Raw genomic sequence first — 23,871 nt, forward strand, 5'->3', positions numbered from 1 at the left:
GAACCGATGAGCGATAAAGACTGTAACGCCCACTCCCCCGACCGCCGCCGCGTACTGCTGGGTCTTGGTGCCGCCGGGGCCGCGCTGGCCGGCGGTGCCCTGACCTGCCCGATGGGGGCTCACGCTGCCAGCGCGCACGCCGAGCACCAGGTCACAGACGCGCCCAAGAGTGACAAGACCCAGGATCATCAGCCCTATGAAGGCGTGCACCAGGCCGGCATCGTTACGCCCCGCCCGGCTGCAGGCATGCTGGTGGCCTTCGATGTACTCGCCAACGACCGTGACGATCTGGAGCGGATGTTCCGGACGCTGGACGAGCGCATCCGCTTCCTGACCAAAGGCGGCCCGGTCGCCGACGTCGACCCTAAGCTGCCGCCGCTGGATTCGGGCATTCTTGGCCCCAACGTCACCCCGGACAATCTGACCATCACGGTGGCGGTGGGGGCCTCGTTGTTCGATGATCGCTATGGCCTGGCGCACGCCAAGCCCAAGCGGTTGATCCGGATGGTGGGCTTTCCCAATGACGCGCTGGAAGAAGAAAACTGCCATGGTGACCTGACCCTGCAGTTCTGCTCCAACACGCCCGACACAAACATTCACGCCCTGCGCGACATCGTCAAGAACCTACCGGACCTGCTTTACGTACGCTGGAAACAGGAAGGCACCGTGCCACCGCAAGCGCCCACCAAGCCTGGCGAGCCCGAGCAGAGCGCGCGCAACTTTCTGGGCTTTCGCGATGGGTCGGCCAACCCTGATTCGGCCGATGCCAAGGCAATGGACCAGATCGTGTGGGTGCAGCCGGGCAGCGATGAGCCGGCCTGGGCCGCCCACGGTAGCTACCAAGCCGTGCGCATCATCCGTAACTTCGTCGAACGCTGGGACCGCACCCCGTTGCAGGAGCAGGAAGCCATATTCGGCCGCAAGAAGGCGACCGGTGCGCCCATGGATGGCAAACACGAAACCGACGTGCCCGACTACAGCAAGGACCCGGCTGGCAAAGTCACCGCGCTGAACTCGCACATCCGCATGGCCAACCCGCGCACAGCCGCCTCGCAGGCCAACCTGATCCTGCGTCGCCCCTTCAACTATTCCAATGGCGTGATGAAAAACGGCCAGCTTGACATGGGCTTGCTGTTCATCTGCTACCAGGCCGACCTGCTCAAAGGCTTCATCACCGTGCAGACGCGCTTGAACGGCGAGCCGTTGGAGGAATACCTCAAGCCCACCGGGGGCGGCTACTTCTTCGCCTTGCCCGGCGTGATCGGCAAAGACGATTTCATGGGCCGCTCGCTGCTGCAGGCAGCCGACAACAGCAAGACCGCTTGATCACCAAAGACGCATGACAACTGGGGAGCCCCGCATGAAAAAAACGCCTCTGGCTTTGCTGTTCACCCTCGGTGTGCTGAGCGCACCGAGCTACGCTGCCAGTGCCTCGTCGCTGGACCTGGTGCAACCGATCTCCGACTACAAGATCTACGTCACTGAAGAAGTCGGCAAGCTGGTCACCGAAACTCAGGCTTTCACTGATGCCGTGAAAAAAGGCGACATCGCCACCGCGAAGAAGCTCTACCCCACTACCCGCGTGCACTATGAAGCCATCGAGCCGATCGCCGAACTGTTCGACGACTTGGACAAGTCGATCGACTCGCGCGAGGACGACCATGAGCAGGGTGTGAAAGCAGACGACTTCACCGGCTTCCATCGGCTGGAATATGGCCTGTACGCCAAAAACACTACCCAAGGCTACGAAGGCTTCGCCGACGGCCTGATCAAGGACGTCAAGGACCTGCAACAACGCATCGCCGAGCTGACCTTCCCGCCCGAGAAAGTGGTCGGCGGCGCAGCTGCGCTGATGGAAGAAGTGGCTGCAACCAAGGTCTCCGGCGAAGAGGATCGATACAGCCACACTGACCTGTACGACTTCGACGGCAACGTGACCGGCGCCAAGAAGATCTTCGAGCTGTTCAAGCCACAGATCCTCAAGCAGGACAAGGCGTTCGCCGACAAGGTCGAGAAGAACTTCGCCACCGTCGACAAGATTCTGGCCAAGTACAAGACCAAGGACGGTGGGTTCGAAACCTATGACAAGGTCTCAGAGCGGGACCGCAAGGCGCTTGTGGGCCCGGTCAACACCCTGGCTGAAGACCTCTCGACCCTGCGCGGCAAGTTGGGTCTGAACTAAGTTGCACGAAGCAATCTGCAAGCGCAATCAGGCCTCGGCATAGCCCGTAGCTCGTCGCTGGATGCTAGGCTCCTTGAAACCCAAAAGGAGCCCAGCATGCCCTCTTCACCCTTCGACCTTTCCGCAAAGATCGCCTTGGTCACCGGCGCCAGCCGTGGCATCGGCGAAGCTATCGCCCGCCTGCTGGCACAACACGGCGCTCATGTCATCGTCGCCAGCCGTAAAGCCCCAGCTTGCGAAGCAGTCGCCCAGCGTATCCGCGACGATGGCGGCAAAGCCACCGCACTGGCCTGCCACATGGGTGATTTGGCTCAAATAGAGACAGCCTTTACACGCATTCGCGAGGAATTCGGCCGGCTCGATATTCTCGTCAACAATGCGGCCACCAACCCGCAGTTCGGCCATGTGCTGGACACCACCGCTGAAGCTTTTCAGAAAACGGTGGACGTCAACCTGCGCGGCTATTTCTTCGCCTGCGTGGCGGCAGGCAAGCTGATGCGCGAGCATGGCGGCGGCAGCATCATCAATGTGGCGTCGGTCAATGGCGTGCAGCCGGCACCGATGCAAGGGGTGTATTCGATCACAAAGGCGGCAGTGATCAACATGACCCAGGTTTTCGCCAAAGAGTGTGCGGCGCTGGGGATTCGTTGCAACGCCCTGCTCCCCGGCCTGACCGATACACAGTTCGCGTCGGCACTCACTCAAAACCCGCAGGTCCTCAAGCAATGGCTGCCGCGTATTCCGCTCGGCCGGATGGCAAGGCCCGAGGAAATGGCCGGTGCCGTGCTGTACCTGGCGAGCGATGCCGCGAGCTATACCACCGGCACTGCACTGGAAGTAGATGGCGGGCTGCTGGCATGAGCGGCGTGCTGGCGTAGAATGGCGGCCTTCGGCGCGCGCGGTTGCGCGCCCCCTGGTTGTGACCTGCCCATGATTCTCGAACTGTCCGTCGCCCCTGCCGTTTTGGCGGTGCTATCTGCCGTCGCCTTCGTGGCCGGGTTTATCGACGCCATTGCAGGGGGCGGCGGGCTGTTGACCACACCCGCACTGCTCACCGCGGGGTTCCCGCCGCACCTGGTGCTAGGCACCAACAAGCTCAGCTCCACATTCGGTTCAGCCATCGCCAGCCTCACCTTCTACCGCCGCAAGCTGTTCCACCCCCGGCGCTGGAAGCGCGCGCTCTGGAGCACGCTGGGCGGTGCCCTGCTCGGTGCGGGTGTAGCGCATTACCTGCCGGCTGAGTGGCTCAACCGCATGTTGCCTCTGATTGTTTTCGCCTGTGCCCTGTACGTCCTGTTCGGCCGCACACCCAATGCGCCGTTGGACAGCGACTTGCCCATTGCCAAGCGCCGGCAGATTCCGCAGGGCCTGGCGCTGGGCTTCTATGATGGGGTCGCCGGGCCGGGCACCGGTGCATTCTGGACGGTCAGTTCGCTGCTGATGTACCCGCTCGACATGGTCCGCGCCAGCGGGGTCGCCCGCACCATGAACTTCGTCAGCAATGGCGCTGCGCTGGCAGTGTTCGCGACTTCAGGCAGCGTGGATTGGCTGGTAGGCCTGTGCATGGGTGGGTGCGTAATGCTGGGCGCCTTTTTCGGGGCCCGCAGTGCGATCGGTGGAGGGGCGAAGTTCATTCGCCCGGTGTTCATTTGCGTGGTGCTGGCGCTGACCGCCCGGTTAGCTTGGCAGCACTGGTTCGGGCAGGCCTAGCCGTCGTGCGACGTAGAGGTCGATCAGGTAGCGGGCAATCGAGCGCGATGCCGGAAGCGGCGGCAGGTCGTCAACGTGAAACCAGCGCGCATCCTCGATTTCGTCAGGCTGAGGCACGATGTCGCCACCGGCATAGTCGGCATGAAAGCCCAGCATCATCGAATGCGGGAACGGCCAGCATTGGCTGCCGACGTACCGGATGTTGCTCACCTCCAGGCTGACCTCCTCACGAACCTCACGCACCAGGCACTCTTCGGCAGACTCCCCCGGCTCGGCAAAACCGGCCAGGGTGCTGTAGACCCCGGATACGAAACGCGGTGAGCGTGCCAGAAGGATTTCATCGCCGCGGGTAACCAACACGATCATGCTGGGCGAAATGCGCGGATACGCCCGCAGCTCGCACTGAGCGCAAGCCATCGCTCGCTCACCCGCAACCTGTGTGGTCGGCTGGCCACAGCGCCCACAGAACTGGTGCTCCAGCGCCCATGTTCCGATCTGCGCGGCGTAGGCCAGTACCCGGTAGTGCTCGAAACCCGGCTCGAGCATGAATTGGCGCAGCCCCTGCCACTGGCAGCCGTCCAGAGCCACTGCATCTGCGAGCTCGATCAGGTAGACAGGCTCCCCGTCGAAGCGACCAATACCATGTTCGAACAGGATCGGCAGGCCTTTTTGCTTGAGCCAGTCGCGGGAGAACAGTACACCCTGGCTGCCTTGGAGGAACCCTTTCGGCGAGCGTGCGACTGCCCAGCCGCCGGTGGAAGTAGTGTCCAGTACCGCAGTGATCCAGCGTTCAGGCATCGGGTGTATCCTTTATGGGTCAATCGTCGAAAATAGCGGGCTGCCGAGCCAGCGCTGCGGCCATGGCCACCTTCAAGTCTGCAGACTGCAGCATGGCGGCATTCCAGGTGGCTACGTAATCAAGGCCGTCATCGATACGATGGTCGCGCATGTAATCGATCATGCGCTTGGTGCCTTGCACGGCCAGCGGGGATTTTGCGGCAATCTCTCGGGCGATGGCAAAAATGCCTTCATGCAACGCGGCTTCATCGGCATAAGCACGGTTCACCAGCCCCGCAGCCTGGGCCTGCGAAGCGCTGATGGAGCAGCCGGTATAAGCCCATTCGCGCAGCGTGGCCTCGCCAACGATCCGCGGCAAACGTTGCAACGTGCCGACATCGGCTGCCATGCCCATGTCGATCTCCTTGAGGCAGAAGCTGGCCTGGTCAGTGCAATAACGCAGATCGCAGGCGGCGATCAGGTCTACCCCGGCCCCCACACAATGCCCCGAAACAGCTGCCAGAACGGGCTTGCGCACCTGAGCGACTGCGTTCAACCCGGCCTGCAACCGCAGAACGGTGTTGCGCAACAGCCGAGCGTTCCGGCCCGCATCTGCGCCCATTTGGCCGGCCAGGCTCGCCAACAGTGCCAAGTCGATACCGGCACAAAAGTGCCCACCTGCGCCGCTGAGCACAATCACTCGCACCGCGTCGTCATCGTCCAGTGCTTGGAACAGCGGCCCGATCTGCTCCCAAAAAGCTTGGCTGAGCGCATTGCGCTTGGCCGGGCGGTTTAATTGCACATGGGCGATGGGGCCATGGTGCTCCAGGCTGAGGAAGCTGTCTTCGGGCATGAGGTTCTCCTGTCTGCAAGCGGGCCCCATCATAGCGTCCTTGCGCAACTGCCCGGCGCGACATTGTGGCCATTCAGGGCGTGGCTTGCGCCGTGGGTTGTTCGGCAGGCGCCGGCTCACCCCCATGAGCTCGAGCTTGGGCCGGGCACTCGGCCCGGTGCAAGTTCAATGCGGTATTGATGATGCCGATATGGCTGAAAGCCTGTGGGAAGTTGCCCAGCATTCGTTGGCCTTCGTGGTCATATTGCTCGGCAAGCAGGCCTACGTCGTTGCACAGGCCGCTCAAGCGCTCGTACATCGCCTCTGCATCAGCCTTGCGCCCCAGCAACGCGTAAACATCAGCCAGCCAGAACGAGCACACCAGGAACGTCCCCTCGCCTGGGGTCAGGCCGTCATCCATGCGGTGGGTCAGGTAGCGCAGCACCAGCCCGTCACGCACCAATTGCGCCTCTATCGCCTCGACCGTGGCGACGAAACGCGGATCGTCGGCTGGCAGGAATCCTGTGAGGCCGATCTGGAGCAGGCTGGCGTCCACTTCCGTGGCACCGTAACTCTGCACAAAGTATCCCAACTCCTTATTGAAGCCCTGCTCGCAGACCTGCGCATGAATCTGGTCGGCCATAGCACGGTAGCGCTTACCCATACCCAACTCTTGCTCATTGGCATCGGCCAGGTGCGCCGCACGATCGAATGCGACCCAAGCCATGACCTTGGAGTGCACGAAATGCTTGGCCTCACCGCGAATTTCCCAGATGCCCTCATCAGGCTGGCGCCAGGCCTTCTCCAGAAACCTCATCACCAAGCGAAAAATCGAAGCGCTGCGGGGGTGCCGGGGCATACCGGCCCGAATGGCCTGGCTCAATGCATCGACGACCTCACCGTAGACATCCAGCTGCCGTTGGGTGGCTGCCGCGTTGCCGATACGCACCGGGCGCGAGCCTTCATAGCCAGGCAGCCAGTCCAATGTGTACTCCGGCAGGCGCCGCTCTCCTCCCAAGCCATACATGATCTGCATCTGCTCGGGGCTACCTGCCACTGAACGCATCAGCCATTCACGCCAGGCATTGGCCTCCTCGACATAGCCCAAGTTGATGAATGCCAACAAGGTCATGGTTGCATCGCGCAGCCAGCAGAAGCGGTAATCCCAATTTCGTTCGCCACCCAGGCGTTCTGGCAGGGAAGTAGTTGCCGCAGCGACGATACCGCCGCTGGGCTCGTAGGTAAGCGCCTTGAGCGTGATCAACGAACGGCGTACCTGTTCGCTGAAACGACCCAGGTCCGGGCAGCGGCCGGCGAATTCGAGCCAATACGCCTCAGTGCATTGAAGGGCAAGCTCGGCATCGAAACGCTCAGCCAGTGGCTGAACGGAGCCCTGGTGGGTGAGCGTAAACACCAGGCGGTCACCGGGGCGCACGGTGAACTGGCTACCGGTATGATGATCACGAGCCTTGAGCGGCTTGTCGCTGAACAGCACCAGCCGCTCGGGGCCCGCGACGGCAGTGAGTACTTGGTCACGGGGTTGTTCAACCCAAGGGATGCTGCTGCCGTAATCGAAGCGAATCGACAAGTCCATGTCGAACGGTACTTCGCCCTCCAGCCCTTCCACGATTCGGATCACGCTATGGTGCTCGGCCATCGGCATGCAGTCGATCAGCCGCGCGGTTCCGGAGCGGGTAGTGAACGTGGTTTCCAGAATGAGGGTGTTCTCACGGTAGCGCCGGCTGACCTGTACCGAATCGTCTGCCGGGCCGATGCGCCAGTGGCCATTCTCCTCGTTGCCCAACAATGCTGCGAAGCACGCAGGGCCGTCGAAGCGGGGGAAGCATAGCCAGTCCAGCGAACCGGTTTTGTCGATCAGTGCAGCGGTACGGCAGTTGCCGATCAGGGCATAGTCTTCGATCAATGCAGGCATGCGGTAGGCAACCTCGTTTGCGGTAGAAGGCCGGCAGCGCCAGGCGCTGCCTTGCTAGTGTGACCACCTTTGATCGAAACGGTTTGCACGGCGGGGGCATGAAATAAATCGGCAGGTCAGCCCAGCGAATGCCAGCGGCGGCCATCGCGTGCCAGCAGTTCATCTGCCTCGGCAGGCCCGTCACTGCCTGCTGCATAGCCGCTGACGTTACCGCCTTGAGCCCAGGCATCGAGGAACGGCTGCACCGCGCGCCATCCGTTCTCGATATTGTCGGCCCGCTGGAAGAGCGTCTGATCGCCGGTCAGGCAGTCGTAGATCAGCGTCTCGTAACCCGTAGAGGGCCCCATCTGGAAGTAGTCCTTGTAGGCAAAACCGAGTTTGACGTTTTCCATCACCAGTGCTTGCCCCGGGCGCTTGGCCTGCAGGTCGAACCACATGCCCTCGTTGGGCTGGATCTGAATGGTCAGGTAGTTGGGCTTGAGCTGGTCGACTTCGGTATCGCGGAACTGGGCGTAGGGTGCTTGCTTGAAGCAGATGGCGATTTCAGTGTCGCGCACGGTGAGGCGCTTGCCTGTGCGCAGGTAGAACGGCACCCCCACCCACCGCCAGTTGTCGACCATGACCTTGAGCGCGACATAGGTTTCGGTACGGCTGGCGGGGTCGACCTTGGGTTCTTCAAGGTAGCCTGCCTGGCCGTTGCCGGCCTGGTATTGCGCCCGTACCGAGTTGGCCAAGGCCTCCTGGGGGCTCCAGGGGCGAATCGAGCCGATCACTTTGGCTTTTTCGCCACGCACAGCATCGGCACCGAATGCCGCCGGCGGCTCCATCGCCACCATCGCCAGCAGTTGGAACAGGTGATTGGGGACCATGTCGCGCAACGCGCCGATGCTGTCGTAGAAGTTGCCACGGCTCTCCACCCCAACGGTTTCTGCGGCGGTGATCTGCACGTGGTCGATATAGTGGTTGTTCCAGAAAGCCTCGAAAATGCCGTTGGAAAACCGGCTGGTCATTATGTTCTGGACAGTTTCCTTGCCCAGGTAATGATCGATGCGGTAGATCTGGGTTTCAGCCATGTCCTGAAGCAGGTCGTGGTTCAGCGCCTGCGCCGACGCCAGGTCATGCCCGAAAGGCTTTTCCACGACCACGCGACGGTAGGCGTCTGGCTGTTCATACAGCAGCCCGGCCCGGCCCAGGCGGCTGGATACCTCACGAAAAAACCGGGGCGAGGTTGCCAGGTAAAACACCGCATTGCCGGTGCCGTTCTCTTGGATGCGCCGGCCGAGAGCCTGGTAAGTGTCGTCGTTGGTGAAGTCGCCAGTGATGTAGCTGATGCGCTGGGCGAGCCGCTCCCACACTGCCGGGTCAATGGCCTTGTCGCCATTGATGGGGTCTTTGGCCTTGGCCTGTTCGAGAATGAACGCCTTAAGACGTTCGGCGAATGTGTGGTCGTCGACTTCGTTATGGTCAACGCCGATGATGTGCAGGTTTTCGTCGAGCAATCCATCGCGTGCCAGGTTGTAAACTGCCGGCATCAGAAGCCGCTTGACCAGATCGCCATGGGCGCCGAACAGGAAAAGATTGCAGGCTGGAGCCGGTTCGACCTTTGATGTGCCTCGCTTCATTGCGTTACCTCGATCAGGGCGCGGACGACGCGCCCCGGGGCGGCAGGGCGCCAGCCCGGGGCGCCCTTGGAGTTACTTCTTGATTTCGATGTGGCCGCCGAAGCCGAAGCGCATGGCCGAGAGCATCTTGTCACCGTAAGTCGCTTGCTGGCGAGAACGGAACCGCGCGAAGAGCGAAGCAGCCAGTACAGGCGCCGGCACTGCCTGCTCTACCGCCGCGTCAATGGTCCAACGCCCTTCACCGCTGTCGGAAACAGACCCCGAATACTGCGCCAACTCAGGGTCGCCCACCAACGCGTCGGCGGTGAGGTCCAGCAGCCAAGACGAGACCACGCTGCCGCGGCGCCAAACTTCAGCGATGTCACCCATATTGAGCGCCAGGCGCTGATCTTCCGGCAGTTGCTCGGAATTCTTGGTTTTAAGAATGTCGAAGCCCTCGGCAAAGGCCTGCATCATTCCGTACTCGATGCCATTGTGAATCATCTTGACGAAGTGCCCCGAGCCAACGGGGCCAGCATGGATATAACCATGCTCGGCACGGGTAGGCTCACCCTCGCGGCCCTTAGTGCGGGGAATATCACCCACACCCGGAGCGAGGGTGGCGAACAAGGGGTCGAGCCGTTCGAATACGGCGTCTTCGGCGCCGATCATCATGCAGAAGCCGCGGTCCAGGCCCCATACGCCGCCCGAGGTGCCCACATCCACGTAGTGAAGCTGCTGCTCGGCCAACGCCTTGGCGCGGCGGATGTCATCTTTGTACATGGTGTTACCACCGTCGATGATCACATCATCCGGCTCCAACAGCCCCGCCAGTTCATTGATCGTGCTCTCGGTCGGGGCGCCTGCCGGCAGCATGACCCATACCGCGCGGGGGCGCTCCAGTTTGGCGACGAGGTCTGCCAAGCCGCTGGCAGGCTGCGCGCCATCCCCGGCCAATGCCTGCACCGCTTGCTCGTTACGGTCATACACAACGGTCGTGTGGCCACCGCGCATCAGGCGCCTTGAAATGTTGCCACCCATGCGACCCAGTCCCACGATTCCCAATTGCATGCCGGTTTACTCCAGAAAATAAGAAAAAGCCCTGCAAGCTTAACGCAGCGGCGGTTTCAGGAGTTAGTCCGGGTGCGCATCTGGAAGGTTTCGTGAAATCGCCAAAAGCCAGGCGACGAACGGTTGACGCCATGAAACCCGCACCGCGCGGCCTCTTGCAGGTAATCACGCTCAGGGCACGGGGACCATGAAAAATAAAAAAGTTCCCAAATCACGCTCAAGAAATCAAAATCCGTCCCGACAACGGTAGCAGCCAGGTTCATGAAAAGTCCCGGCCAAGGCCGTTTAAATCAGTGTTTAGCCATGTGAGGTACGCCATGGGAACCGTAGTAGCTGCGAATATTCCGCAAACCCTTTATGTCACCATCCGCCGGGACGAACTCAACGAACTCAAAGACCAGCGCCTGCAGCTGGAGCACGAAGTGGCTCGCCTGACCGCGCTGTTGGTCCAAGCCCAGCGCGCCATGCTGAGCTACGAGGGCCAAGCGCGCATCGCTTGACCATTCGCGCCTCTGAACGCCCCTGGCACCTTCAGGTGCCAGGGGCGTTTTTCGTGGGCAAGAGCTCAGGACCGAAGCGCTTGCGGGAACATCGCCCTGACCTGCACTTCACTCAGCCGGCCGCGCCAAATAGCGACCACCGATTTTCCGGCCTGCGCTTGCTGAAGCTGTTTTCCCAACCCGTCGAAACGTTGAGCGGCGGTTTTCAGATGGCTAGCAACCAATTCACCGGAATGGGTGTAGTGGAAGTGCGCATACCACAGCGGTGTGCCATCTCGTTTATTGATCAGCGCTTCACGTAGCCGGTCCCCCTCACCCTGGCCGGTCTTGAGCGGCTGCTCAGGGCCCAAGGGGCCAATGCTCGCCTCATTTTGCTGCAATAACCAGCTTAAGTTGTCACCGGTGGGCGGCCGGATCAATATGGTCTCGATACGTACCTGCCTGCCCTCCCCCCGCAGCTCATCGGCGGTGCTGCGCAGCCGCTGAACCAACTGCCGCAATTCAAGGCCGCCCGCAGGGGGGTTCTCAACTGCTTGCCGCGATGCTTGCTCCAGCATATCGGCGAGCTTGTCCAGTTCTCTGGCTGGCTCGGTCAGCAATTCTTCCATCTCTACGGGTATGCGCTGGTCGCTGACCCATCCACGCACCCGCTGCACGAGCTTGGCCGTTCCATCAAGGCGTGTGCGGGCTTGCTTCATGAGGTTCTTGACCCCGGTAGCAGGCGGGCTTATGGCCAGGTGGCGAAGCATCTGCTCCACGGGTTCTTCAGGCAACAAGGGCAAGGGCTCGGCTACCGGTTTGCGGAGAGTAACCACCCTGCTGGGCGCTCGATGCTGGCTTTTATCCAGTTTGCGCTGGGCTTTGCGGCTCGCCTTGCGCTCGTAGCGGCGCAGGCGCAGCTCACGCTCCAACACCTGCTGCAAGCTGGCCTCTACCTGATCACCAAGCGCCACCACGGCATGGAGCAGTGCGGTGAAATCCTGCCCCAGCAGCCCCAGCGGGGCCCCATCACGGGCGAAGGCCAGCCCGTCAGCGGCCGCCCGGAAGCCCTGGAGCACCTGCTCCAGCGTACCAGCGCTGGAATTGGCAGCCGCCAATCGCTCTGCTATCGGTGTGGTTTCTGGCAACTGCTGGCGCACCGCGTCCTCATCCAGCACCTGCTCATAGCGGTGCGCCATTTCAAGCGCCGACTCCAGCCAGTTGCTCGCCGCCTGCGCGACTTCGGGTGCTTGAACCCCCGCCACATGCAACCCCAGCACGCCCATCAATGACAATCTGGTACGGTGCCATAGCAATGGGCTGGGCAGCTTTTCGAGCCGAGGTTGCAACTCCTCACGATACTGTTTGCCGATCCTGGGTATCCGCACAAGATCGTCGAGCAGTTGATCCACAAGCCGGTTTCCCATCAGCATTTCGTCCAACCAGCCGATGCGGCTGCGCAATGACTCTATATAGGCGGGCTGCTGCAACAACGCGCTTGCGGCCTGCTTCTTGGCCTCCCAATCCTTGGTCAGGCCGGCCAATTGATTACGACGGTTGGCGATCCTGCGAAGCTGCAATGAGATACGTATCTTCATTAGCCTGCCTTGACGTTCCCAATAATTCCGTAACGCGTAATGCCGATTGGCTTCCTCCAGCTGGCTGGCCAAGGTGTCGGCTCTGTCGATCAGGGTGCTCAAGCGCACATGAAAATTGTCGTGCAGTTGCTGGGCCTCTTGCTCGCGAGACGGGCGCTCAGAGGCGCGAGTGCTGGCAATCAGGTTGACAGTGAAATCCAAGGCCTTGAGGTCATTGGCGAACGTGCTAATCCAGCTTTCGTAATTGGCCATGGCGCGCAGGCTCTCGACCTGGCGATCCAGTGCCTGGGCGCTGTCGCCACCGCCTAGCAAACGCAGACGGGTATCGAGCCGCCAGCGCCCTGCTTCATCTCGGGCCAGCCAAGGGCCCGGCACTGTAGGTCGCACGGGGTTCACTACCCGCAGCTGGGCGTGTTCATCGAACGCAACTTGGAAGTCACCCTCAGCCAGGCGCACGTAAAGGGCATTATCTGCCACATACAAACCTGCCATCTGCCCATAGGGTGCAGGGCTGCCATGGCCGGCCGGTAGCGCCTGCCGCATTGCCCGAAGGGCCTGGAGCCGCTCGGGCGGCAGCTGGGCACGGGCGCTGGCCCAACTGAACGATAACAGGGGTGCCGATGGCGGTACCGGCTCTTGAATCTCTGCATGCTCTATGAGGACCCTGGCACGCTCTGTCGCCGGCCGGGTCAGATTTCCCTTGGTCGACTTCCTAGCGTTCAGTGCAGCGGGCAAATGAAGCGCCTCGGCAAACAGAAACAGCGACACATTGAATAACAGGCCGGTCAGCGCCTGCGGGCTATTGGGCTGCTGCGCACCGTTGCTCTCTTGTTCAAGCAGCTCGCCGACCTGCTCCAGCAACCCAAACACCCACCCGGCAACGCCGAAAGGGCCCGGCACAAAAGGCAGCACTGCTTCAAAGAGCGCCGACGCCAATGCGCCAAAGGAGATCCAGCGACTTTCAGCGTTGGAAACGGTACGCCGGTCGGCCAGATCGATCATCGCTTCGACCAGCGCAGCGTGCACTGCATCACCGGGCGATATCAAAGCGCTGCCTTCACGGATCGCGGCCGGGGCGGGAACGCTCAAAGGCGCGAACTCATCGCCTTGCCCGAATCGCACAATGTGGGGTTGCGCAAGCCCGCCATTAGCGTAGACATTGCGTACCTCTGGCTTGAGCCAATCGATCACAAACCGTTGCAACTCTCCTTCTTCACGAAGGCCGTCTTCCAGGGCGGCCATGGAAGTGAACGCCTGCAAGGTTGGGTTGCGCAGGGGCGTGTAGAGTACTCGGGGGCCCTCGCCGCAATCACCAGGCCCGATCACAAACACTGCTGTTGGGCAGGCCTTCTGGCTCGCCGACGCCTCAAGCACCAAGGGGCGCATGATCGCATGCAGGCGCATTTCGCCTGTCCCGCCGACGGCGACAGCTACCATCTGCGCCGTCTCCGAGCTAAAGCCGTGCGCATCTCGCAACGAATGCTCCAGAGCCTGCTGGGCCAGTTGAATGGACCACTGCCGCAGAAATACTTGCCGGCGCCTCTCAGGCTCAAGCCCAGGCCCCTGCAACTGCGCTCTGAGAAGGCTGAGGTAATTCCCGCCAATGTCCACTTCGTGCACTAATTGCTCGACGTAGTCACGATCAAAGCCTGGCGGCAGTTTTTGGCCAGGGCGTACGTGCAATGTCAGCTCGCCCCGGGGTCGTCCGGCGCGATTAAGCTGAGCCAGCCGTACAAGGCTGATGCTGTGCTCCTCCAGAAGGCCTTCACCACTGCTGACCACCGAGGCCATGGCGCTTTCGTTGGTCAACAATCTCAGGTCAAGTTCGTCGATATCCGGCAACGGGTCTTCGGGCCAGTCGACACGCATTTGAGCCAGCAAGCGCTTGCGGGTCCATTCGTCCAACGAGGGGACCCCTTCCAGCCAATCAAAATCGCCCACCTGGCGGCTCAGTGCAAGGCGCCCGAGCCCTTCGGCGTATCGCTGTCGGTCCTGGTCGCTGGCCTTGACCAACCAGCCCGGCAAGCCTTTGGCTATCTGCTTGCCCAAGGCCTGTCGGTCCAGCCGGTCGAAAGTCAGCAGTCCTGTCAACTGATCTACCAGCATGGCCACCGTCGGGGCGGTCAAGCGATGGTCGCGCGCAAGCTCCAGCAAGGGCGGCCAGCAAATCATCTGGATCTCCAGCACCCGGCCAGCCATGGCCTCAAACGCATCACCCTCGAAGCGTCGACATTCGAGCGTGACCTGCGGCTGCCCAATATCGAGTGACATCGCTTGGCTGATGTAATGCGCCATGGACGGCCAGTCACGGAATACCACCGCTCCGACCTTGGGCGCCCACAGTATCAACCGCTCCCAACCCGGTTGAACATGGGGTTGGCGAATCAGCAGCGCGGGCTCCAGGTTGCCTGGCAACGGTAAGTAACCCTGATCGCCGACGATGTTCAGCAACCCTGCGTCCGTCCCTGCGCCACGGCGGTCGGCGAGCGCCCGCAATGCTGCAGCATCGGCAGGGTCAAGGCCCGAAGACGCCTCTCGCAGCATCGCACCGCGCAGATGGTCAGCCAGCCAGGCCCAGGGTGTCTGGTGAGATTGGGTGTCAGGCGCGCCCCACCACCCGACCAAGCTTTGCGCGAACCCGCCCTGCATATGACGCGCCCCTTCGTCCAGCCAAAGCGTCAATTCGTCCATATCAATTGGTAACTGACGAGGGTTTTCGTTACCCGCCTGGTCGGTAACGAAATGCCATCCTTGAATCAAATTCAACGGATCACCGCGCAAGTTGCTGTCGATCAATACCCAAGGCAAGGGATTGAGGTCATAACCCTGAAAACCTTCTTGTGTTTCGTCGTCCAAATAAACGGGGGTGGCCAACCATAGCTCTCCAGAGGCAGGCAAGGCGCTGTGAAGCTCTGCGATGTAGTCATCCAGAAACGAAGCGGCCCACCCACACAGTGACGGCCGTGGGCAAAACCGCGTGGCAACTTCGCTGAGCAGGCTGGCCTGATCGAGCACTTGATTGAGTAACGAAAGTGGTGGGCGCATGGCGCATGTCCTCAGGGCAGAAAACTGCCATTGGGCGCGATGCTCGGTAATGAAACGCGGTAGATAGCTCTACGCACTTTTAACGTGCGGCTGGAGGCGCTTTTGCTCCCCGTACCTACACTCACAGTGCGTTAAACGACCGCCTGAGAGTTTCGCTAAATAAAGTCGAAACTTATGAGAGCTCGCGAAGGTCATCTGTCGGGTACGTCGTGGCTGCTCTGCCACGGCCGTTACCCTCCCGTGGCGGTACCGCAACACCTAGCCTTGGCGCTCAACGGCATGAAATCTGTGCCCGGCTTTTGCAAGGTGACACCAGGGAAAGGACCAGAACGATAAACAGAGTGTATTGCCAGATGTAACTTAATGAATTGGGAGAGTGTAATGATCAGTGCCGCAGTCGAAACCCACGCAGAGCGCTTCAACCAGCAGGCAGCCGAGGTCATACCGGTGCCCGCCATTACTTCGACCGGCAAGATGTCCCAGCCCACTACCGCGCCGAACCCTGACCGTAAGCGCGTTTTGTTTGTCACCTCGGAAATGGCAGACCTGGTCAAGAGCGGTGGCCTTGGCGATGTGTCGGCAGCGCTGCCCCGCGCCATGGCTCACCTTCATGACGTGCGGATTTTGATACCCGGTTACCCCCAAGTGGTCAACAGCGGCCACCCAATTCATACCGTTGGGGAGCTGGGTGGGCATGCTGCACTTCCGCCTTGCAAGATCGGCCGGATGGACATGCCCGATGGCCTGGTGATTTATGTACTGCTTTGCCCCGAACTGTATGAGCGCGATGGCACCCCCTACGGTGCCAACAATGGCCGCGACTGGCCAGATAACCACATCCGCTTCGCTCGCCTGGGTATGGCGGCGTGCGAAATAGCCGCCGGCCAAGGGATGGTGCACTGGAAGCCCGACCTGGTTCACGCCCACGACTGGCCCGCAGGCCTGGCACCGGCTTACATGCACTGGCGAGGTGTGAATGTGCCCACACTCTTCACCATCCACAATCTTGCCTACCAGGGTACCGTGAGCCTGGCGTGCTGCCCCGAACTGGCCATTCCGGAACACGCACTGCAGCAGGAAGGCATGGAGTTCTACGGCAAACTGTCGTTTCTCAAGGCCGGCCTCGCCTACTCCAGCCACATCACGACTGTCAGTGCGACCTACGCTCGTGAAATCACCACCCCCGAATTCGGCTGCGGCCTGGACGGCTTCCTGAGCAGCAAAGCCCACCAGGGCCAGCTCAGTGGTATTCCCAATGGCATCGACGAGAGCTGGGAGGCCGCAACTGATTCCCACCTGGTCTGCCCTTTCAGCCTCAATGACTGGGACGGCAAGCGCACCAATGCCCAGCATGTTCGCGAGCTGTTCGAGCTCGACGATAGCGAGGGGCCTCTGTTCGCCGTGGTGTCGCGACTGGTCTATCAAAAAGGCCTGGACCTCACCATTGGTGTTGCCGACGCCATCGTTGAGCGAGGCGGCCAAATGGTCATCATCGGCCGCGGCGAACCGGAAGAAGAACAAGCAATGCGTGAGCTCGCCTTGCGCCACCCCGGTCGCATTGGCGTCCGCATTGGCTTCAATGAGACCGACGCACGCCGGATGTTCGCGGGCAGTGACTTCCTGTTGATGCCATCGCGTTACGAGCCGTGCGGGCTGAGCCAGATGTATGCCCAGCGCTTTGGTTCCCTGCCCATCGCGCGCAACACCGGTGGCTTGGCCGACACGATCGAAGACGGCGTGACCGGTTTTCTGTTCGATGGCGCATCTGTTGACGAATACCTCAATGCAGTCAACCGCGCCTTCTATGCCTTTGGCAAGCCAGAACTGCTCAGCGCCATGCGCTGCCGTGCAATGACCCAACCCTTCAACTGGAGCCAGGCGGTCGCACCCTATGCCGACCTGTACGTAAAACTGGTGCAACGCGCAGTTGCGCGCAATGGACGTTACTGAACCCGGGAGAAGGCTTCGATGGCTGTAGAGCAACATGAACCGTGGAGCCACGGCGCCCAACGCCTGCCCAGCGGCTTGGTCCGTTTCGCTTTGTGGGCCCCTGACGCCGATAATGTCAGTGTCATATTCGATGAGGGGGCGTCAGTTCCCATGCAGCCCCAGGAAGGCGGCTGGTTCAGTGTTGAAACCCCCTGCCCTGAGCGCAGCGCCTATCGCTACCATGTGAAGGCCGCCGATGGCCAGGCAGTGACCGTGCCTGACCCGGCCGCCCGCGCGCAGGCCGGCGATGTTCAGGGCCCCAGCCTCGTGGTGGAGCCTGACAACTACGTCTGGCGCCACAATCATTGGCATGGCCGGCCTTGGCACGAAGCCGTGATTTACGAGCTGCACGTAGGCGCGCTCGGCGGCTTCGACGGTGTGCGCGAGCACCTGCCACGCCTTGCAGCTATGGGCATCACAGCCATCGAGCTGATGCCAATCGCCGAATTCAGTGGTGCGCGCAACTGGGGCTACGATGGCGTGCTCCCTTACGCCGCCGAGGCCTCCTACGGGACGCCCGAACAACTCAAGCAACTGATCGACACGGCGCACGGCCACGGCTTGATGGTGCTGCTGGATGTGGTCTACAACCACTTCGGCCCTGACGGCAACTACCTGCACGCCTATGCATCGTCTTTTTTCCGTGAAGACCAACATACCCCCTGGGGTGCGGCCATCGATTTTCGCAAGCGCCCGGTTCGAGACTTCTTCATCGATAACGCGCTGATGTGGTTATTCGAATACCGCTTCGACGGCCTTCGTTTCGACGCGGTGCATGCCATCGAGGACAATACCTTCTTGCAAGAGCTGGCTCAGCGCATTCGCCAACATACCCCGCACGGCCGGCATATCTGGTTGAATCTGGAAAACGAGCACAATCAGGCCCAGCTCCTGCGCCAGGGCTATGACGCGCAGTGGAACGATGACGGCCACAATGTCCTGCATGTGTTGTTGACCGGCGAAACCGAGCACTATTACGCCGACTACGAAGATCAGACTGTCGAGAAGCTCGCACGCTGCCTGAGCGAGGGCTTTGTGTTCCAAGGGCACCAGAACCGGCACGGCAAGGCACGAGGCGAGCCCAGCGGCCATCTCAGCCCGCAGGCATTCGTGTTGTTCCTGCAGAATCACGACCAGATCGGCAACCGCGCATTCGGTGAACGGCTTGCCCGGTTGTGCCCGGCGCCGGCGTTGCGTGCAGCCACTACCCTCTTGCTCACCAGCCCCATGATACCCCTGATGTTCATGGGTGATGAGTGGGCGGCTGAACAGCCCTTTCAATTCTTCACCGATTTCCACGGTGAGCTGGCCGAAGCAGTGCGCAATGGGCGCCGCTCGGAATTCAAGGACTTCAGCGCATTCCAGGACCCGGAGCAGCGCGCCAAGATTCCTGATCCCAATGCCGAAGCGACTTTCGAAGCGTCGCGCCCTCGCCTGGCCCAGTTCGAGTCGCAACAGAACGGCCCTTGGGTCAGCCTTTATCGTGAGCTGCTTACCCTGCGCAGGCGCGAGCTGTTCCACCGCCTGCCCGGTAGCCGCTCACTGGGGTGCAAGGTAATAGGCTCCAAAGCCGTCAGCGCACGCTGGCGTCTGGGCGACGGCAGCGGCCTTCAGATCGATCTGAACCTTGGCGAGGAAGCCGTCAAGTGCGAATTGCCCTTCCCTACCTGCCGCATGTTCGACAGCCGTGAGGGCGCTACAGACACTGCCGCGCTCGACAAGCTACCGGCGTACTGCGCCCTGGTGAGCCTGTTGCCTCGCGAAGCTGCGGAGGCTTATTGAATGGATGCAGTAGAGAAACTGGCTAAGGCCGCGGGTATCGCCATCGACTGGGTCGATGCCAATGGCCAGCCTCAGCGGGTGGCGCCGGACGTACTGCGCAAGGTGCTCAGTGGGCTCGGGCACCCGGCTGACAACGATGAGCAGGCGCAGGCGAGCTTGCAGGCCTTGAACGATGCCCATGACTCCAGAAGCCTGCCGCCGCTGCTGACAGCTGACTACGCCCAGCCTTTGGCACTGGGCCGCTGGTTCGCCCCGCATGCGCTGTGCAACGTGCAGCAGGAAGACGGTGCGAGCCTTGAATTGAAACTGGATATCGAAGCTCGGCTGCCCGGCCTATTGCCCGTCGGCTACCACGAGCTCACTGTCGAAGGGCGCCATTTCACCGTGGCGGTCGCTCCGCAACATTGCTACAGCGCGCAGGATGTAGCCAGCTCGCCCACCCCCCGGTTATGGGGGCTGGGTGTGCAGTTGTATTCGCTGCGCCGCGAGGGTGATGGTGGTTTCGGTGACATGCTTGCGCTCGAACAATTTGCCAAAGCGGCCGGTGAACGTGGCGCCGACGCCGTGGCAATCAGCCCCATGCACGCGATGTTCTCCAGCGATACCCATCGCTACAGCCCCTACTCACCCTCCAGCCGGCTGTTCTTCAACGGCCTGTATGCATCGCCCGGCTTGATTCTGGGAGACAACGCAGTGGCCAGTGCGCTCTCGCGCAGCGGCCTGGGCCCGGAGTTCCACGCCCTTGAGCAGCTTGACCTGGTGGACTGGCCTGCGGCGTCCCAGGCCAAGCTGAAGTTGCTTCGCGTATTGTACGAAGACTTCCAGCACGGCGCTCATCCACTGCGGGAAGACTTTGCCAGCTTCCGCCATCGCGGCGGTGAGGCCCTTGAGAGCCACTGCCGTTTCGAGGCGTTGCAAGCCGAGTGTGTGCGTACCGGCCAGTCACAGGATTGGCGCCAGTGGCCCGACCACTGGCGTAATCCCGCGCACGCAGAGGTGGCCCGTTTTGCCCACGAGCATGCTGACGAGGTCGGTTTCCACGCTTTCTGCCAATGGCTGATCGCACGGGGGCTGGCGCGGGCTCAAGAAGCGGCTCGAACCAGCGGGATGGGCGTAGGCCTGATCGCGGACCTGGCCGTCGGCGCAGATGGCGGTGGGAGCCAGGCGTGGAGCCGGCAAGATGAGCTGCTTGCCTCCCTCACTGTCGGTGCACCGCCTGACATCCTTAACCGCTCGGGCCAAAGCTGGGGGATTTCTGCTTTCTCGCCTGAGGGTCTGCAACGCCACGGCTACCGCGCCTTCATCGAGATGTTGCGCGCTAACCTCGCGCACGCGGGCGGCCTGCGCATCGACCACGTTCTGGGGCTGAATCGCCTTTGGGTGATCCCTCAGGGTGAATCACCCAAAAACGGTGCCTATCTGCACTTCCCGCTGGACGACTTGCTTCGCCTGCTGACGCTGGAATCCCATCGTCATCAGGCGATTGTCCTCGGGGAAGATTTGGGCACGGTCCCGGATGGCCTTCAAGAGAAGCTCGCCGCTCGCCGTATTCTCGGCATGCGGGTACTGCTGTTCGAGCAGCACCATACCGGTCACTTCAAGCGCCTCAGCCAATGGCCGGACAACGCCTTGGCTACCACCAGCACCCATGACTTGGCCCCCCTCAAGGGGTGGTGGCAGAGCAACGATATCCAGTGGTCGCATAGGCTGGAACTGATCGATGAACAGGTCGAACGCAACTGGCGTGAAGACCGCCGCAAGGAGCGCGACGGCCTGCGCCAAGTGCTCGACCAGGATGCCCCGGCGTTTCGCGAGGAACATGCCGGCGTCGATGAAGCTGACCAGCTCATCGATGCCAGCGTCCGGTTCCTGGGCCATACGCGCGCCCCGCTGGTGTTATTGCCAGTAGAGGACGCCCTAGGCCTTGTCGAAGCCCCAAACCTGCCCGGTACTGTCGACAGCCACCCCAACTGGCGTCGGCGCTTACCGGGCGCAAGCACCACCCTGCTGGATACCCCAGACACTGCGCGGCGCCTTGAACTTTTGGCCGCCGCTCGGCAACAAGCCTGTGAGCGCGATAGATGAAAGCACTGACCAGCAGCCTCCGGCTGCAGTTTCACAAAGGCTTTACCTTGGAAGATGCGGTACCGCTGGTTCCGTACTTTGCCAAACTGGGCATCAGCCACCTCTATGCCTCACCCATCCTCAAGGCTCGCCCTGGCTCGATGCACGGCTACGATGTAGTCGACCCTACTCGCATAAACCCCGAACTGGGCGGCGAACCTGCGCTGCGTAAACTAGTTGTCGCGCTGCGCGAGCATGGCATGGGGATGATCCTGGACATCGTGTCCAACCACATGGCCGTCGGGGGGCCTCACAACCCCTGGTGGCTGGACCTGCTGGAGTGGGGGCAGCGCAGCCGATATGCCAACTTCTTCGACATCCAGTGGCAATCGCCTGACCCCATGATGGAGGGCCAGCTGCTGTTGCCCTTCTTGGGCAGTGATTACGGCCAGGCGTTGCAAAACGGAGAGCTGCCGCTGCGCTATGAGCCCGCCACTGGCAGCCTCCATGTGGAACACTACGAGCACCGCTTTCCCATTTGCCCGCCCGATTACGCCGAGCTGCTGTCGGCCAGCGAGGCGCCAGCGCTCAAGCTGCTGGCCGAGCGTTTCGCTGCCCTTGCCGATGACCCCAATGCTTGCGTCAACGCCCGCCCCTTGCAAGCGTCGCTCGCCACACTGAGCGAGGCCGAACACGCCCTCGCACCGGTGCTGGCCGCGTATGACGCGACCACCGAGGCTGGCCTGCAGCGCCTGCACGCCTTGCTTGAAAAGCAACACTATCGCCTCGCCAGTTGGCGCACCGCAGCCGATGACATCAACTGGCGGCGTTTTTTCGATATCAACGAACTGGGTGGCCTGCGGGTCGAGCGGGCTGAAGTGCTCGAAGCGACCCATGCCAAGATCTTCGAGCTGGTGGCCGAGGGGCTGGTAGATGGTCTGCGAATCGACCATATCGATGGGCTGGCCGACCCTCGCGGCTACTGCCGACAGTTGCGCCGCCGAGTCAACGGCCTGCTCGACTTGCGCCCCGCTGGCACTGAGGTCGACTTCTTCCCCATCTATGTGGAGAAGATTCTCGGCCCGGAAGAGCATCTGCACGATGACTGGAGTGTGGACGGCACCACCGGTTATGAATTCATGAACCAAGTCTCTCTGCTGCAGACCGACCCAGCCGGTGAAGCTCAGCTCAAGGCCTGCTGGGAGGAAGCCAGCGGTCGCACCAGCGACTTCATGGAGGAAGCTCGCGCTGCTCGCGAGCTGGTGCTCAATGGTACGCTGGCGGGTGACTTTGAGACGGTGGCTCAGGCGCTGCTCAAGGTCGCCCGCAATGACCTCATGAGCCGTGACCTAACCCTGGGGGCCATCCGCCGCGCCTTGCAGGCGCTGATCGTGCATTTCCCGGTTTACCGCACTTACCTCACCCCTTGCGGGCGCTCTGCCGCCGACGAGCCGTTCTTTCAGCAGGCGTATGAGGGGGCTCGCACTGAGCTGGCGGAAGGCGACTGGCCGGTGCTGGACTTTCTCAACCGCTGGCTGGGGGGCGAGCCTTGGCGCAAACTGCCGCCCGGCCGTGCGCGACGTGACCTGCGTTATGCCGGCATTCGCTTCCAGCAACTTACCTCTCCAGCTGCAGCCAAGGCGGTCGAAGACACGGCTTTTTACCGGAGCGCTGTTCTGCTCTCGCGCAACGATGTCGGCTTCGACCCGCAGCTGTTCAGCGCGCCGGCCGAGGCGTTCCACGCCGCCGCACTTGAGCGCCAGCGGCACTTCCCCCGCAATGTGCTGACTACGGCCACCCACGATCACAAACGCGGGGAAGACAGCCGTGCCCGGCTGGCGGTACTCAGCGAGCGGGCCCACTGGTACAGCGCCCTGCTTGGCCATTGGCGCGCCATGGCTGCTTCGCTGCGTACGGAGCTGCCGGGGGGCTACGCGCCCAGCGGTGGGGACGAGGCATTGTTGTACCAAAGCGTGCTGGGCAGCTGGCCGCTGGACCTGGCTGCCGACGATGCGCAGGCCTTGAATAGCTACTGCGAACGCCTGCTGGAGTGGCAGCGTAAAGCCTTGCGCGAAGCCAAGCTGGTCAGTAGCTGGAGTGCGCCCAATGAAGCCTATGAGCAGGCGTGTGCCGAGTATCTAAAGGCGTTGCTGACGACCGACAAGGGCCGCGATTGGCGAGAATCGGTAGTTGCTGCTGTCAACCTGATCGCCCCTGGCGGCGCCGTCAACAGCCTGAGCCAATGCCTGCTTCGTATGACCACCCCTGGCATACCGGACCTCTACCAAGGTGACGAGTACTGGGATTGGAGCCTGGTCGATCCGGATAACCGCCGGCCAGTGGACTACACTGCCCGAGCGCAGGCACTGCAGCAGATGCCCATGCGGCCAGCCGAGCTGGTTGCACAATGGCGCGACGGCAAGGTAAAGCACGCACTGATCGCGGCAGTGCTCAACGCTCGCCAGAAGTACCCGCAGCTGTTCACTGAGGGCCAATACCAGCCTCTAGAGGTGCGTGGCCAACGCGCAGGCAATGTGCTCGCCTTTGCGCGCCGCCATGGCGAACACTGCGCCTTGGTTATTGTGCCGCGCTTGTGCAGCGACCTGGCCGGCGGCGCAGGCCAGTTGCTGATCGATGCCGACCAGTGGGGAGACACCCACGTCGTATTACCCAAAAGCCTTGCCTTGCCTGCCACTTTGAAGGGACTTTTTTGCCACGGCACAGTCAGAACCGATGACACCGTTGCGATTGCCGAGGCCCTGAAGGCATTTCCCGTCAATCTATTCTTACCCGCGATTTGAGATCAGG

The 23,871-nt window shown here is 61.8% G+C and carries 15 protein-coding genes; 9 read left to right on the forward strand and 6 right to left on the reverse strand.

Annotated features, from left to right (window positions below; translation table 11 throughout):
* Window positions 1-6 precede the first annotated feature (6 nt).
* The 4 genes from efeB to F474_RS12865 all read left to right on the forward strand — a co-directional run bounded on the left by efeB (window position 7) and on the right by F474_RS12865 (window position 3,892).
* Window positions 7-1,326 (forward strand): iron uptake transporter deferrochelatase/peroxidase subunit, encoded by a 1,320-nt coding sequence (efeB, locus tag F474_RS12850; protein ID WP_097085223.1) that lies wholly within the window; start codon window positions 7-9, stop codon window positions 1,324-1,326.
* Between the two features lie 34 nt (window positions 1,327-1,360).
* A complete protein-coding gene (efeO, locus tag F474_RS12855; protein WP_097085222.1) occupies window positions 1,361-2,182 on the forward strand; it encodes an iron uptake system protein EfeO in 822 nt (273 codons plus the stop codon).
* Window positions 2,183-2,278: 96 nt separating this feature from the next.
* Window positions 2,279-3,043 (forward strand): SDR family oxidoreductase, encoded by a 765-nt coding sequence (locus F474_RS12860; protein ID WP_097085221.1) that lies wholly within the window; start codon window positions 2,279-2,281, stop codon window positions 3,041-3,043.
* Between the two features lie 69 nt (window positions 3,044-3,112).
* On the forward strand, window positions 3,113-3,892 hold the full coding sequence (locus F474_RS12865; RefSeq protein WP_097085271.1) for a TSUP family transporter: 780 nt from the start codon (window positions 3,113-3,115) through the stop codon (window positions 3,890-3,892).
* On the opposite strand, the gene nudC is transcribed toward F474_RS12865, so the two are convergent.
* From nudC to gnd, 5 genes are all read right to left on the reverse strand, one after another.
* On the reverse strand, window positions 3,860-4,690 hold the full coding sequence (nudC, locus tag F474_RS12870; RefSeq protein ID WP_097085220.1) for an NAD(+) diphosphatase: 831 nt from the start codon (window positions 4,688-4,690) through the stop codon (window positions 3,860-3,862). The genes F474_RS12865 and nudC overlap by 33 nt on opposite strands.
* 19 nt (window positions 4,691-4,709) lie before the next feature.
* Window positions 4,710-5,522 carry a crotonase/enoyl-CoA hydratase family protein gene (locus F474_RS12875; protein ID WP_097085219.1) on the reverse strand — a complete coding sequence of 271 codons (813 nt, stop codon included), beginning with the start codon at window positions 5,520-5,522 and terminating at the stop codon, window positions 4,710-4,712.
* Between the two features lie 73 nt (window positions 5,523-5,595).
* A complete protein-coding gene (locus F474_RS12880) occupies window positions 5,596-7,434 on the reverse strand; it encodes a glycoside hydrolase family 15 protein (RefSeq protein WP_097085218.1) in 1,839 nt (612 codons plus the stop codon).
* 116 nt (window positions 7,435-7,550) lie between these two features.
* Window positions 7,551-9,056 carry a glucose-6-phosphate dehydrogenase gene (gene zwf / locus F474_RS12885; protein WP_097085217.1) on the reverse strand — a complete coding sequence of 502 codons (1,506 nt, stop codon included), beginning with the start codon at window positions 9,054-9,056 and terminating at the stop codon, window positions 7,551-7,553.
* Window positions 9,057-9,128: 72 nt separating this feature from the next.
* Window positions 9,129-10,106: a phosphogluconate dehydrogenase (NAD(+)-dependent, decarboxylating) gene (gene gnd / locus F474_RS12890; protein ID WP_097085216.1), complete on the reverse strand. Its 978-nt coding sequence runs from the start codon at window positions 10,104-10,106 to the stop codon at window positions 9,129-9,131.
* A gap of 317 nt (window positions 10,107-10,423) precedes the next feature.
* Here gnd and F474_RS12895 point away from each other — a divergent pair, with 317 nt between their 5' ends.
* A complete protein-coding gene (locus tag F474_RS12895) occupies window positions 10,424-10,606 on the forward strand; it encodes a DUF6026 family protein (RefSeq protein WP_097085215.1) in 183 nt (60 codons plus the stop codon).
* 65 nt (window positions 10,607-10,671) lie between these two features.
* Here F474_RS12895 and F474_RS12900 read toward each other — a convergent pair whose 3' ends face one another.
* The gene (locus tag F474_RS12900; RefSeq protein ID WP_097085214.1) at window positions 10,672-15,228 is read right to left on the reverse strand and encodes a hypothetical protein; all 4,557 of its coding nucleotides are present in this window, start codon (window positions 15,226-15,228) and stop codon (window positions 10,672-10,674) included.
* A 381-nt stretch (window positions 15,229-15,609) separates the two neighbouring features.
* Here F474_RS12900 and glgA point away from each other — a divergent pair, with 381 nt between their 5' ends.
* Genes glgA through F474_RS12920 form a run of 4 tightly spaced genes read left to right on the forward strand, consistent with a single transcriptional unit; the run spans window position 15,610 to window position 23,864 of the window.
* The gene (gene glgA, locus F474_RS12905; RefSeq protein WP_097085213.1) at window positions 15,610-17,178 is read left to right on the forward strand and encodes a glycogen synthase GlgA; all 1,569 of its coding nucleotides are present in this window, start codon (window positions 15,610-15,612) and stop codon (window positions 17,176-17,178) included.
* An 18-nt stretch (window positions 17,179-17,196) separates the two neighbouring features.
* A complete protein-coding gene (treZ, locus tag F474_RS12910) occupies window positions 17,197-18,999 on the forward strand; it encodes a malto-oligosyltrehalose trehalohydrolase (protein WP_097085212.1) in 1,803 nt (600 codons plus the stop codon).
* The gene (gene malQ, locus F474_RS12915) at window positions 19,000-21,084 is read left to right on the forward strand and encodes a 4-alpha-glucanotransferase (RefSeq protein ID WP_097085211.1); all 2,085 of its coding nucleotides are present in this window, start codon (window positions 19,000-19,002) and stop codon (window positions 21,082-21,084) included.
* On the forward strand, window positions 21,081-23,864 hold the full coding sequence (locus F474_RS12920) for a malto-oligosyltrehalose synthase (RefSeq protein ID WP_097085210.1): 2,784 nt from the start codon (window positions 21,081-21,083) through the stop codon (window positions 23,862-23,864). Before malQ ends, F474_RS12920 begins: the two co-directional genes overlap by 4 nt.
* Window positions 23,865-23,871 lie beyond the last annotated feature (7 nt).

The sequence above is a fragment of the Pseudomonas sp. URIL14HWK12:I12 genome (assembly GCF_003097135.1).
In the GTDB taxonomy this organism is placed as follows: Bacteria; Pseudomonadota; Gammaproteobacteria; order Pseudomonadales; family Pseudomonadaceae; genus Aquipseudomonas.

What these genes read in the sequence shown, in the direction of transcription:
- zwf (WP_097085217.1), bottom strand. Translation starts at nt 9,056, where the DNA reads ATGAAGCGAGGCACATCAAAGGTCGAACCGGCTCCAGCCTGCAATCTT.
- F474_RS12920 (WP_097085210.1), top strand. Translation starts at nt 21,081, where the DNA reads ATGAAAGCACTGACCAGCAGCCTCCGGCTGCAGTTTCACAAAGGCTTT.
- F474_RS12860 (WP_097085221.1), top strand. Translation starts at nt 2,279, where the DNA reads ATGCCCTCTTCACCCTTCGACCTTTCCGCAAAGATCGCCTTGGTCACC.
- gnd (WP_097085216.1), bottom strand. Translation starts at nt 10,106, where the DNA reads ATGCAATTGGGAATCGTGGGACTGGGTCGCATGGGTGGCAACATTTCA.
- efeB (WP_097085223.1), top strand. Translation starts at nt 7, where the DNA reads ATGAGCGATAAAGACTGTAACGCCCACTCCCCCGACCGCCGCCGCGTA.
- F474_RS12865 (WP_097085271.1), top strand. Translation starts at nt 3,113, where the DNA reads ATGATTCTCGAACTGTCCGTCGCCCCTGCCGTTTTGGCGGTGCTATCT.
- efeO (WP_097085222.1), top strand. Translation starts at nt 1,361, where the DNA reads ATGAAAAAAACGCCTCTGGCTTTGCTGTTCACCCTCGGTGTGCTGAGC.
- F474_RS12875 (WP_097085219.1), bottom strand. Translation starts at nt 5,522, where the DNA reads ATGCCCGAAGACAGCTTCCTCAGCCTGGAGCACCATGGCCCCATCGCC.
- malQ (WP_097085211.1), top strand. Translation starts at nt 19,000, where the DNA reads ATGGATGCAGTAGAGAAACTGGCTAAGGCCGCGGGTATCGCCATCGAC.
- F474_RS12880 (WP_097085218.1), bottom strand. Translation starts at nt 7,434, where the DNA reads ATGCCTGCATTGATCGAAGACTATGCCCTGATCGGCAACTGCCGTACC.
- F474_RS12900 (WP_097085214.1), bottom strand. Translation starts at nt 15,228, where the DNA reads ATGCGCCCACCACTTTCGTTACTCAATCAAGTGCTCGATCAGGCCAGC.
- F474_RS12895 (WP_097085215.1), top strand. Translation starts at nt 10,424, where the DNA reads ATGGGAACCGTAGTAGCTGCGAATATTCCGCAAACCCTTTATGTCACC.
- nudC (WP_097085220.1), bottom strand. Translation starts at nt 4,690, where the DNA reads ATGCCTGAACGCTGGATCACTGCGGTACTGGACACTACTTCCACCGGC.
- glgA (WP_097085213.1), top strand. Translation starts at nt 15,610, where the DNA reads ATGATCAGTGCCGCAGTCGAAACCCACGCAGAGCGCTTCAACCAGCAG.
- treZ (WP_097085212.1), top strand. Translation starts at nt 17,197, where the DNA reads ATGGCTGTAGAGCAACATGAACCGTGGAGCCACGGCGCCCAACGCCTG.